Raw genomic sequence first — 11266 nt, forward strand, 5'->3', positions numbered from 1 at the left:
CATTATTTGGAAATCGTATAAGAGATTCCAAGATTGATTTTTCTTTCTGCAAAGGTATTACTAGTCTTAAAAATCTCAAAATCAAATGACGAGTTTTTTAAGGAAAGATTCTTCATTTGGTATTGCTGATAATCTAATGACAGTAAAAAACGCTTTAAAATTCGATATTGAACTCCAAAAGTGAATCCGTAATTGTTTTGAGTGGTTTTAAAATCATCGAGTTTATCTAAAACATTGTTTTCAGGAACTAAAAACTGCATTTTATAAGTGTTTCGATTGACTAAAAATCCAACAAACGGACGAATTTTTTTCCATTCGTAGAATAATTTTAACTGAAGTGCGTATTCAAAATGTTTATTATTAAATCTTTGGAAAAGCAAAGGTTGATTATCTGTTGTAAAATAATATCCGTTGAGATAAGTTTCTTCTTTATTTGCGTCCAAATCGAATGAAGAATTCCAATAATAGACATTAGCAGAAAGCATTAGTGATAACCTTGGAGTGATGATGTTTTTTGAGACCCAAATTCCTAAATTTTCTCCAAACTGTTGTTTTTTAGTTGAAAGTTCTTTTCCCCAATTGCTGTTTTTTAGTCCGATTCCTGCTTCAATTCCGTATTCTAATAAAGGGTATGATTTTATTTCTACATTATTTTGGGTCGTTTTCAAATTATTTTTAATTTTTATTTCAGTAATAGAATATTTAGGTATTAATATTGCCTTAGATATCATCTTTATGGGCTTTTCCAAATAGACCGTATCATAAACGATTACTTTTTCATAAACATATACCGTGTCTATCTTTTTTCTCTTTTGGGCAAGAGAAAAATTAGCGATGATAAGCAATGAAATGACAATTAGTTTTTTCAAAAACATGGTGAATAAATGATTTTTATCTTTCTACAAATATCGTATCCCTTTGGATAATTTTTTTGACAACAATTACTTTTTTGAGAGCTTCATTAGTTGAATCTTTCAAAATAATTTTCTTTGATTTCTTGTTTTCTTCTGCATTTTTTTCTTTTGAAATCAATTGTGATTCTGAGGTTGTTGTTTCGGTATTGGTTTGGTTTAAATTTTCATCATTGGAATTATTCACTTCTAAAATATCAGGCTTTTTTTGAGAAACATTTTCATTATTATTGCTTTTATCTTGTGAGATTTCTTCAGATGTAATGCTAATATTTTCTTTTGTAAGTAAATTATTTTTAGGTTTTAATATAAAAATTGAAGCAGTAATAATCAATAAAATTGTAGAACTTATAACAATTTTCTTTTTCCAGGTCTGATTTGAAGTTGGAGAAAAAGACGCAAAATTACTCATTCCTTTTTCTGGAATTTTAAACTCTTTTGAAGGTGCAATATTGAAATCCGAGAATTTACTTCTGAAAGTTTGTGCCCATAATAATCCTCCAAAACCTAAAAACACTAACAATTGAGCCAATTTCTTTTTATTTTTCGGAGTGTTTTCATCTACAATATTATTAAGCAAAAAGGTTTGAATAGATTTTTTTGCTCTTAATAAATGAGATTTTGAGGTGTTAACAGAGATCCCAAGCGCGCTTGAGATCTCTGCATGAGAATAATTTTCAATACAAAATAAATTGAAAACCGATTTGTGATGAGAAGGCAGATGGTCTATCGACAACAACAACTCTTCCCTCGTGAAATCATATATAAAAATGTGTTTTTTTTCTTCTGAAACAGGATCGCTCATCTCTGAAAGGGTATCTGGGATTTCTGAAATTTCGGTGGAAGTGAAGATTTCTTTACTGCTTTTTCGGATGTATTGTAAAGCATTATTCACCACGATTTTTTTTAACCAAGCAAAGAGGAGTTTTTCATCTCTAAGCTGATGTTTATTCTGTATCGCTGCAATGAAACTGTCCTGAACAATATCTTCCGCAGTGTAAATATCCTGTATATATCTGCGGCAAATCCCCAAGAGTTTTGGGGAGTAATCGCTGTATATTTTTTGCCAATCGTTTGTTTTCATTAATCTACATATACTGATAAAATTCCTCCAACATCAGACCCAAAAATAGACGTATTTGCTGTGCTAAGTACTTCTACATTGTTTATAAAAACTTTAACTAAACCAGGTAAGCTAGCATTATTCTGGTAGCGAATAGTATAGATATTTTGATCTTTAATCATAAAAAGGCCAATTTGATTATAACTGTTTGGGTCATTCATTTGAATTAAAATATTGTTTTTATAATAAAAATCTCTACCTACATAATATTTATCATTACCATCCCATACATAATTAAATATTTGCTGAGTAATATTTGGCATTTGTAAAATGGCTCCTGTTTGTAAATTTTTAAAATCTTTTTTTCCAAATTTATCACTAATCAGAGCGTAAATTCCTGTGTTATCATTATAAAATCCATGAAATGTAATATCATTGGTGAAAGCAGAGTATGAACTGTTTTTATAAAAACCATTTTCCCATGTATAAGTTCCGGTAGCCGGATTTATATGTAGATTTTTTATAGGTGCTGAAATATATAAATCATTATTTATCATTTTTAAGTCCATAAAGCCTGCTCGTTCGGATGTTTCAATTAAAGTTTTAGAGCCATTTTTCCATGAACATATAAGATATTTGTCTAGGTTTGATGTGGGATTCGGATTTTCTATTGATCCTGTAAAATAAATGTCTCCATTTTCTACAAGCATTTTCATTGTTATGCTATAATTTATACTATTGATAGATGGATCAGGAACATCTTCAAGGTACTCATCAAGATTGTGTCTTATACCATTGATCCAAAGATAAAGATGTCTTGAAAAATCATAATTATCAAACTCAGAAATTTTCCCTCCTAAAGCATAAATATTATTGTTTTGCGCAATAATTTGCTGAACATATAATCCATCACCATTAGGAAGAATCATTTTTTGCCCATTTTTCCAATAGCAGGCTTTACTATTTTCTGCTCCTGCAGCATACAGATCTACTGAGGCAATATTTTTTTCTAAAACCTCATTATCATCTTGCCTACAAGAGAAAAGAAAAAGTAATAGAAATAGTGTTAATAAAGTTTTCATGGTCGTTATTTTCTTATAAGATGCAGAAAAGAAAAAAGGTTGCAGCAAGTATATAAAAAAAGACCCAAATTTTTTTGAGTCTTGTATTTTAATTTTAAATATACCTTATTTTAAAAGGATATTGTTGGTCATTGTTGTATGATTAATCAACACTCCTTTTTCATCTCGAATTTCAATTTCTGAAACGTGCATTGTTTTTCCTTTGCGGATAAATCTTGCGACTGCAGTCACGAGACCGTCTTTTTTACTTTTTAAATGATTGGAATTAATATTAGTTCCAACACCATAATATTTACTGCCATCAATGAAGATATTAGACAGGCTGGAACCCATCGTTTCGGCTAAAACACAGCTTGCACCACCGTGAAGAATCCCAAAAGGTTGATGAACTTTTGGCTGAACAGGCATTGTTGCGGTCAAAGTTTCATTTTCCAGATCGATGTCGATGAATTGTATTTCCAACGTTTTAGCTAAAGTAACATCGTTGCCCCAACTGTTTAAAAACTGTAATATCTCTTCTTTAGTTTTTGACATGCTTTATAATAAATGATAAGTGATGATTGATAAATGATACTCGAGTAAGTAATTTTGCTTCTAGCTTCTAGCTTCTAACTTCATCATTTCCCATAATATTAGGATTCCAGTTTTCAGGAATTTTTGGACCGATGTCATTTTTGATATAATAATCTTGGATTTCTTTCATTATTTCTGAAAAGGGAGCACTTGCCAATCTTTCATAAGGAATTGTATAACCTAGGTATACAATATTTCTTTTAAAATCTCCTGCAGCCAAAACGATAGGAACTTTTGCAGCCAGAGCCATATGATAAAAACCTTTTCTCCATTTCGGAACCCAGCTTCTGGTACCTTCCGGAGTAATTACAAGGCTGAAATCTTCTTTTGCAAACTGATCTGCAACAAATTTCACCAAATCATTTTTCTGGCTTCTGTCGATACCAATGCCTCCCAAACCTCTTACTATGCTTCCGTACCAAGCTTTTGTGTGGGCATCTTTAATGATTATTTTTAGAGGTTTCCCCAAAGACCAATAGGCAAGATTTCCTAATAAATATTCCATGTTGTGTGTGTGTGGTGCTACAACAAGAATACATCTGTCCAGACTGTTTACATCGCCTTGTAAGACGACCTTCCAACCTAACATTTTTAACATCAATTTGCCAATCAGTTTTTTCATATACTTTGATTTAAAAACAAAAAAAGTACAACCAAATAGTTATACTTTACAAATATATTGAAATATTATCGCTCTTAAAACAAACCGCTGATTAAATCTACGATTTTGATTACTATTTCTAGTGCTAATTGTACCATTTGTAAGTGTTTTGATTTGGGTTATTAATTATTTACGAAGATAAGATAATTTCTTGATATGCAGAACTTAAATTTAGTTTTTTTGTTGTTTTTGAGAGAAGAAGAGTGTGAATTTCAAACTGTTGCTTTCCATTCACACCTTCAGCCACTCTCTTCAGTTTATTATTTGGTTTTGATAGAAATTTCGTTTTTTCCGTCGTTTACTTTGATATCAACGTCACCTTTCATCTTTTTGATGTTTGTTTTCATTGAATCAATTACTTTGTCAGCCTGGTTGGCAGGAACTTTTTTTCCGTTTACGATGATGCTGTCTTTATCATCAGAACTGTATTCAATAGTAGAACCGTTTACAGAGATTTTATTTTTCTCGATTCTGATATTTCCATTGTTGTAGTCATTATCCTGATCGTCGTCATTCATTCCGTCTGCGTTTAGATCTCCGTTAAAATCAATTCCGTCTTTCTTTACAGGGATTACGATTGTATTTTGAGGAACTACCAATTCATAATTGATGCTGTAATCTCTGAATCTGTGTTCGTAAGGGAACTTGATGTAATTTGGAAGGATAACTTTATTGTTAACAATTTCTACAGGAACGCTTACATTAAGTGGAAGATTGTATCCTTTAGCTTCTTTTTTAATGATTAAATAAGGAGTTTTAATGTCAGCTTTTCTTGTTACATCTACATGAATCCAGTCTTTTTCATAAACAGATACTTTGTCAGAATAAAGATCATCATCGTAACCTGTGAAGTTCTGAGGGATTGTTATTTGCTTGAAATCTACATAAATACTGTCTGAAGTTGTATTAATAGAAACCTCTTCTGTATCTTCTTTATGACCTTTTAAGAACATTTCTTTTTTAGCCATGCTGATTCCGAAGTAAGTTGAAATTGCGATCAATCCAAGGAATAATGCTCCTAAAACCCATCCTGTATTTCTTAATTTCGTTTTTGGAGAAATTAATTTGATACTTAACAATGCGAATATCATTGCAGGAATTAAGCTTCCCAGAACGATCATTGCCATGATCACATATTTCATTCCGTCGTTATCGAAATAGTAATTCATTTGGCTGATTGGAGGAAAATCACTGTTTCCCATAAATCCGAAACCTACAAATGAACCAATAAGGCAACCAAAAGCCATTAAAGCAAAGATTCCTCCTAAAATATATCTTATTACATTCCAAATCCCGCTTCCGGCATTGTTGATGTAAGGTTTGCTTTCGATATAGATTTCTCCGACTCTCTGAGTAGATTCATTAGCGAATTGTACTAATTTATTAGACTCATTCTTAAGATTGTCGAAGTTCATAGGCTTTCCCTTCATTTTCAGGAAATCTGCTGCAGTTTCTGCAGTTGGTAAAACGATCCAAAGAATGATGTAAAGTAATACCACTAATGAAGAAGAAATTGCTGCTGTAAAGATTCCAAGGATGAAAATTCCTAACCAGATTGCTCTCATCGCCGTAATGTCCATTCCAACATAATGAGCTAAACCTGCGCAAACACCTGCTATTTTTTGTCTTTCTGGATCACGGAACAATTGTTTTTTGTCTGTGTATTCAGTTCCTGAAGCGCTTGCTTTCTTAGTATTTTTTTCAGAATAATAAGCTTCTTCCTGTTCTTCGATCTTTTCCGGAGTTCCGATCTGAGCGATTACTCTTTCAACATCGGTATCATTTACCACTTCACGTTTTCCTAAAGAATCTCTGAAAATTTCAACCATTCTTATTTCTATGTCATGCATTACCTCATCTGCTTCTGAAGCATCCAAAGAGCTTCTCAGTGCATTAAGATAATCGCTAAGCTTTATATATGCGTGTTCTTCTATTGTAAAAGAGAAACCTGCGAGTCCTATTGAGAGTGTCTTGTTCATAGCTTTGTTTTTAAATTTTTTGAGTGATTTGGTTTACAGAATCTGTTAATTCTTTCCAGGTATTTTGAAGTTCGTCCAAAAACAATTTGCCTTTTTCTGTTATTTGGTAATATTTTCTGGGTGGCCCTCCTGTAGATTCTTCCCATCTGTAAGAGAGAAACTCTCCGTTTTTCAGTCTTGTTAAAAGAGGGTAGAGGGTTCCTTCTACTACATCCAGCTTTCCTTTTTTCAGTTCATCTATTAGGTCGGAAACATACATTTCACGAAGATTGATGAGACTTAAAATACAGAATTCCAGAATTCCTTTTCGCATTTGCGCTTTGGTATTTTCGGTATTCATCTTTGATAAGTTTTGTTAATTAGTTATATCCAATCAGAATAAAATTCCTAGCTAGTTGAACCTATTCCGATTTTACATTACAAAGATATGTAATTAAAATGGTAATATGCAATACAAAGTAGTGAAAAAATATAAATAAATAATATAACTAATTGAAAATCAGTTTAATTATTTTTAATGTCGAATTTTTGGAATTGAATGTTTTAGAAAAATTAAGTCAAATTATTGATAATTTTACCTTTTAAGCTGATAGGTCTTAGCGTAACAAGAGCTTTTTTCTCTAATTTTTTCTGATTTGATATAAAAGTGAACCTTTTGTAGAATTTACGAACGATAAGAGCCATTTCCATCATGGCGAAATGTTCACCGATGCAAAGTCGAGGGCCGGCTCCGAAAGGATAGTAGGCGAAATTTTTAGAATTTTCATTCTCAAAACGTTCAGGAATAAATGAATCCGGCTGTTCCCAATATTTTGGATTTCTGTGAAGACCGCTGATGTAAAGGATAATTAAAGTACCTTTTGGCCACGAATATTCTTTAAAACTGTCATCTTCTAAAGCCTCACGGTCGATCGCCCAAGCCGGAGAATGCAAACGCATGGCTTCTTTAATGATATTTACAGTAAATGATTTCTTCATTAAGTTTTCTGAAGTAAAAACCATTTCTCCTTCATCTTCAATTTCTTTTTTTAATTTTTCCTCAGCTTTTGGATTTTGACTAATCTCAAAAAAGATAAAACTTAAAGCATTGGCAGTCGTTTCGTGTCCTGCAATGAAGAGAATAAGCATTTCATCAACCAACTGTTCGTCCGACATGGGAAGTTGTGTGTCTTCATATCTCGTCTGAATCAACATATCCAAAAGATCGTTCTTTTCCTCACCCGAAATTCTTCTTTTGTCTAAAACACTTTGAATAATTGCTTTTGATCTCTTACTTTTTTCAATGTTTTTATCAATAACGCCGAAAATATTTAAGATATTGGTATAAAAAGGTAAACGAACTTCTTTGGTAGAAACTTCCTGAACTTCTGTGATGATTTTGCTTAATTCATTCACTGTATTTTCATCAACATCTGAACTGAAAAGAGTTTTAGCAACAATATTGAATGCCAGAGAATGAAAAAAATCGTATAAATCTACCTCAGATTCAGTTTTAAATGATTCAAGAGATTTATCAATTTCTTCTTCCATAATGGAAACAAGATTGGCAATTTTTGCCTTACCAAAACCTGGTTGAATCACTCTTCTTTGTTTCAGCCAGTCCTTTCCGTTGTTGGTCAAAAGACCTTTTCCAAGATATTTTCCTAAAGTGACAGATTGTATTTCAGATTTTTGATAATTTTTATGATTCTGTTTTAAAATATATTCAACAAACTCTTTATCCTGAGAAAAGATGAAGTTTTTATCAGTAAAACTTGCTCTAATATAATAATTATCACCTACAGAAAGATGGTTTCCGCTGATGACTTCCAACGGATGGTTAAGCCCTTTAAATAAAGAATATAGCTTTCTTTTTCCTTTAATTTCTGCCGGATAATTAAACTCTGGATGCATGTTAAATATTTCTATTAAAAATACAATTAATCTCTTACATAAATGAGCTTTACAATCAAAACCCTTATTTTTGTGATACTATTTGGTTGGAATTTTAATTAAATATATCGTGGTGTGACATTTAGACGAAATCATTTTGAATTAAGAGATGCATCCAATCAATAAATACTATAAAAATTAAAAATGAAGATACAGAAGGAGATCGATTTTATTTTAGCCGTTGATGCTTTAAAAAATGTACAGAGAAGAAATTACAATGCCGATGATTCGAGAAGAGAAAATACCGCTGAACATTCATGGCAGATTATTATTTTAGCTCAAATTCTTTTTCCATATGCGAAAAATAGGGCAGATGTTGATTTGTTAAGAGTAATAAGAATGCTTTCCATTCACGATTTAGTAGAAATTGAAGCCGGAGATACTTTCCTATTTGATGAAGCAGCAATGGTCGGGAAATTTGAAAGGGAAAAAAAATCCGCTCAAAATATTTTCGGAATTTTAGATGAACCTTTACGTACTGAGTTCTTCAATCTTTGGCTTGAATTTGAAGAAGAACAAACTCCTGATGCTATTTTTGCCTGTGCGATCGACAGAATTATGCCTTTCATTTTAAATTCTCACACCTCAGGAAAAAGCTGGACAGAAGCCGGAGTAACTGAAAATCAAGTCAGAAATATGTTGGAAAATGCAATCAGCAGAGCTTCAGATGAAATGGGAGAGGCTTTTCAGTATTTAATGATTAAAAATTTGGAAACTGAGAAAGTTGTGAGATAATTTTATACTAAATATTAAAATAAATCATCAACTTTAACATCATTTTTGTCATTCCCGCAGGGAATCTAATCCACTTTGTGGAGAAACTTAAGACTCTAAATTGAAGATTTTTTTAAGAATAAAAGAGGTTTCGGCGGCCTTTGGCCGCCGAAACCATAAAAAGGATTTATAATATTTGAATTGGTTTCTTAAATTCATCAATCGCCACAAAAGTAAAATCACCCACAATTGCTCTTTCTCTTTCGTAAGAATACATTTGTTCGGTGTAGATTTCTACATTTACTTTCATACTTGTTGTTCCGACGTGAGAAACTTTACCAATTAACTCCACAATCGTTCCTGCAGGAATTGGTCTTTTAAAATCAATCTTGTCGCTGCTTACTGTAACCACTCTTTTTCTGGCAAATCGGGTAGCGGTGATAAATGCCACTTCATCCATCAATTGCATCGCTGTACCTCCAAAAAGGGTGTCGTAATGATTGGTTGTATTAGGGAAAACGGCTTTAAAAATGCTGGTTTCGGATGCTTTAATTCTTTCTTCTGTAGTCATATTTCATTATTAATTAAAGCGAAAAGAAAGGATATTAGAACAAACAGAAAATAACAGGAACATAGAAATTCCTGAAAAAAACTATTGATCAATAAACTTCAGATCGCGAAAGTTTTTGTCTTAAAGAAATAGGCAGGTCTCCTGACTCGTAACATCTTTATCTCCTTCCCATGCCTTGCACAGTGGATTCTTGATAAAGACTTTTTGTTACTTACAGTTGCGCGACAGTTCGTGATTTTCACACGATTCCCTTTTAATCTGCGGTTAAGCAGAACCAGTTTCTAAAAAGCCAGATGCCATCAGCTAGAAGCCAAAAGCAAAATAACTTTTCGTTGCAAAAATAAGGATTATATGAAAGATAAACGAATTATTCCGGATTATTATAGATGATCTGGCTGATAACTTTTCCTTCTTTGATCGTCCAAAGCGTGGTGTAGCGGTTTTCTCCTGAGCCATTGATCATGTAAAGGAAAATATGATCATTATCGATAGAAGTCACTCCAACATTATTGAAGTCCATTGCTGGTTGGAATAAATTTTTAATAGCTTCTCTCACAAAAACAGAACCTCTTCCAGGTTGTTGAATCCTGATAGATTTAATTTCCGTCACACCTTCAGGAAGTTCATTACCGATTCCCCAAGGTCTTACTTTATCAATGGTAAGGATTTTTCCGTTAGCATCTTTTTCCTTTTTACGATAACTCGCGGTGGATGGGTAAACATCAATAATAACTTTACTTCTCTGATTAGCCGGAATTTTCGGATCAGTATTATCTGTGAAAATAAGAGATTTTCCGTTTTTAGATTTTGATGGAGTGTAAGGTGGTAACTGATCGATGTAAGCGATACGGTCTTTATTAACCATACCTTCTTTGTTTAACGAATCGTATCTTACGAAAGGTTTTTCAGTGTCGTCTTTGTCAGGGTATTTGATCCATATCCATTCTGTTTCTCCGGGAGCGGGTTTTACATATACAAAAACATCTCCTCGGCGCATACGGATCTTATCCACAATTTTTCGGTAATTATCCTTAGCAACACGTACCATGGCATAGCCTTCTTCAGCTTTTACAACTCCAAAAGGAACTTTATTTTGCCCTTTCATTAAGCTCAAAGAAAAAACACTGAAAATTGATAAATAAAATACTTTTTTTGCGGAAATCATCATGAAAAATTTTTGACTCTTCAAATATATAAATTAAATGCTTTTTCTGAACATAATTATATATTGTATTAATGATAAAAAGAAAGAGAATGCATATAAACATTCTCTTTTCTATAATATTAATCATTTCTAAGTTTCGCTTTTACGCCATTATTTTTAATAATCGTTCTGAGCGTTACAATTTCTTGTTTTGTAAAATCCTTTTTAGGAATCATATTCATGGTTTGCAAACTGTGATAAATAAGAAACCAATCTTTTAATTCTTTTACTCTGGAAACCGTATTCCAATGAAAATCGTTCTCAAATGTCTCTCCTTCGGTTTTAATTTTATCTTCAACGAAAGTATACGAAATATTTTCCTGAATTTTTTTGTCTGAATAATAAGCTTTTTTAATACTAAAATAACCTCTAAGAGTCATGAAAACCCATAAAACAAGTAACCAAATGGAAGCATTTTGAAAAATATCCCGCTCATCGCCATCCAGAAAACCTTTAAATATAAAAAGTAAAACAGCAATTATTGGAAAGCCAAAAAATCTTATTAAAGAACCTTTTAAATAAAAACTCCAAAAATCCTTGAAAGTAATTTGTGTTTTTACAGTCATACATTAATCA

At 32.1% G+C, this 11266-nt stretch carries 12 protein-coding genes and 1 riboswitch; of the genes, 1 reads left to right on the forward strand and 11 read right to left on the reverse strand.

What is annotated here, in order from left to right:
- Window positions 1–2 precede the first annotated feature (2 nt).
- From SB689_RS12695 to SB689_RS12730, 8 genes are all read right to left on the reverse strand, one after another.
- A complete protein-coding gene (locus tag SB689_RS12695) occupies window positions 3–869 on the reverse strand; it encodes a hypothetical protein (RefSeq protein ID WP_410692504.1) in 867 nt (288 codons plus the stop codon).
- 22 nt (window positions 870–891) lie between these two features.
- The gene (locus tag SB689_RS12700; protein ID WP_410692505.1) at window positions 892–1995 is read right to left on the reverse strand and encodes an RNA polymerase sigma factor; all 1104 of its coding nucleotides are present in this window, start codon (window positions 1993–1995) and stop codon (window positions 892–894) included.
- On the reverse strand, window positions 1995–3056 hold the full coding sequence (locus SB689_RS12705) for a hypothetical protein (protein WP_410692506.1): 1062 nt from the start codon (window positions 3054–3056) through the stop codon (window positions 1995–1997). The genes SB689_RS12700 and SB689_RS12705 overlap by 1 nt, the downstream gene beginning before the upstream one ends.
- 105 nt (window positions 3057–3161) lie before the next feature.
- A complete protein-coding gene (locus SB689_RS12710; RefSeq protein ID WP_066756345.1) occupies window positions 3162–3590 on the reverse strand; it encodes a PaaI family thioesterase in 429 nt (142 codons plus the stop codon).
- 67 nt (window positions 3591–3657) lie between these two features.
- A complete protein-coding gene (locus tag SB689_RS12715; RefSeq protein WP_410692507.1) occupies window positions 3658–4251 on the reverse strand; it encodes a 1-acyl-sn-glycerol-3-phosphate acyltransferase in 594 nt (197 codons plus the stop codon).
- Between the two features lie 299 nt (window positions 4252–4550).
- Window positions 4551–6269, reverse strand: coding sequence for a PspC domain-containing protein (locus SB689_RS12720; protein WP_410692508.1), 1719 nt, complete (start codon window positions 6267–6269; stop codon window positions 4551–4553).
- 10 nt (window positions 6270–6279) lie between these two features.
- Window positions 6280–6609, reverse strand: coding sequence for a PadR family transcriptional regulator (locus SB689_RS12725; RefSeq protein ID WP_066756355.1), 330 nt, complete (start codon window positions 6607–6609; stop codon window positions 6280–6282).
- A gap of 212 nt (window positions 6610–6821) precedes the next feature.
- Window positions 6822–8162, reverse strand: coding sequence for a cytochrome P450 (locus SB689_RS12730; RefSeq protein ID WP_410692509.1), 1341 nt, complete (start codon window positions 8160–8162; stop codon window positions 6822–6824).
- A 183-nt stretch (window positions 8163–8345) separates the two neighbouring features.
- Between SB689_RS12730 and SB689_RS12735 the strand changes: the two genes are divergently transcribed.
- On the forward strand, window positions 8346–8936 hold the full coding sequence (locus tag SB689_RS12735) for an HD domain-containing protein (RefSeq protein WP_410692510.1): 591 nt from the start codon (window positions 8346–8348) through the stop codon (window positions 8934–8936).
- A 166-nt stretch (window positions 8937–9102) separates the two neighbouring features.
- Here the strand turns inward: SB689_RS12735 and SB689_RS12740 are convergent, their stop codons facing one another.
- The 3 genes from SB689_RS12740 to SB689_RS12750 all read right to left on the reverse strand — a co-directional run bounded on the left by SB689_RS12740 (window position 9103) and on the right by SB689_RS12750 (window position 11256).
- Window positions 9103–9486 carry an acyl-CoA thioesterase gene (locus tag SB689_RS12740; RefSeq protein ID WP_072409841.1) on the reverse strand — a complete coding sequence of 128 codons (384 nt, stop codon included), beginning with the start codon at window positions 9484–9486 and terminating at the stop codon, window positions 9103–9105.
- Window positions 9487–9599: 113 nt separating this feature from the next.
- A riboswitch (cobalamin riboswitch) is annotated at window positions 9600–9780 on the reverse strand.
- 73 nt (window positions 9781–9853) lie between these two features.
- The gene (locus tag SB689_RS12745; RefSeq protein ID WP_410692511.1) at window positions 9854–10654 is read right to left on the reverse strand and encodes a hypothetical protein; all 801 of its coding nucleotides are present in this window, start codon (window positions 10652–10654) and stop codon (window positions 9854–9856) included.
- A 116-nt stretch (window positions 10655–10770) separates the two neighbouring features.
- A complete protein-coding gene (locus SB689_RS12750; RefSeq protein WP_410692512.1) occupies window positions 10771–11256 on the reverse strand; it encodes a YcxB family protein in 486 nt (161 codons plus the stop codon).
- Between the last annotated feature and the right edge of the window lie 10 nt (window positions 11257–11266).

Source organism: Chryseobacterium sp. SIMBA_038 (assembly GCF_046535115.1).
GTDB lineage: Bacteria > Bacteroidota > Bacteroidia > Flavobacteriales > Weeksellaceae > Chryseobacterium.

Coding starts and splice junctions, on each gene's coding strand:
- SB689_RS12705 (WP_410692506.1), bottom strand. CDS start 3,056: ATGAAAACTTTATTAACACTATTTCTATTACTTTTTCTTTTCTCTTGT.
- SB689_RS12735 (WP_410692510.1), top strand. CDS start 8,346: ATGAAGATACAGAAGGAGATCGATTTTATTTTAGCCGTTGATGCTTTA.
- SB689_RS12750 (WP_410692512.1), bottom strand. CDS start 11,256: ATGACTGTAAAAACACAAATTACTTTCAAGGATTTTTGGAGTTTTTAT.
- SB689_RS12720 (WP_410692508.1), bottom strand. CDS start 6,269: ATGAACAAGACACTCTCAATAGGACTCGCAGGTTTCTCTTTTACAATA.
- SB689_RS12725 (WP_066756355.1), bottom strand. CDS start 6,609: ATGAATACCGAAAATACCAAAGCGCAAATGCGAAAAGGAATTCTGGAA.
- SB689_RS12710 (WP_066756345.1), bottom strand. CDS start 3,590: ATGTCAAAAACTAAAGAAGAGATATTACAGTTTTTAAACAGTTGGGGC.
- SB689_RS12715 (WP_410692507.1), bottom strand. CDS start 4,251: ATGAAAAAACTGATTGGCAAATTGATGTTAAAAATGTTAGGTTGGAAG.
- SB689_RS12745 (WP_410692511.1), bottom strand. CDS start 10,654: ATGATGATTTCCGCAAAAAAAGTATTTTATTTATCAATTTTCAGTGTT.
- SB689_RS12740 (WP_072409841.1), bottom strand. CDS start 9,486: ATGACTACAGAAGAAAGAATTAAAGCATCCGAAACCAGCATTTTTAAA.
- SB689_RS12730 (WP_410692509.1), bottom strand. CDS start 8,162: ATGCATCCAGAGTTTAATTATCCGGCAGAAATTAAAGGAAAAAGAAAG.
- SB689_RS12700 (WP_410692505.1), bottom strand. CDS start 1,995: ATGAAAACAAACGATTGGCAAAAAATATACAGCGATTACTCCCCAAAA.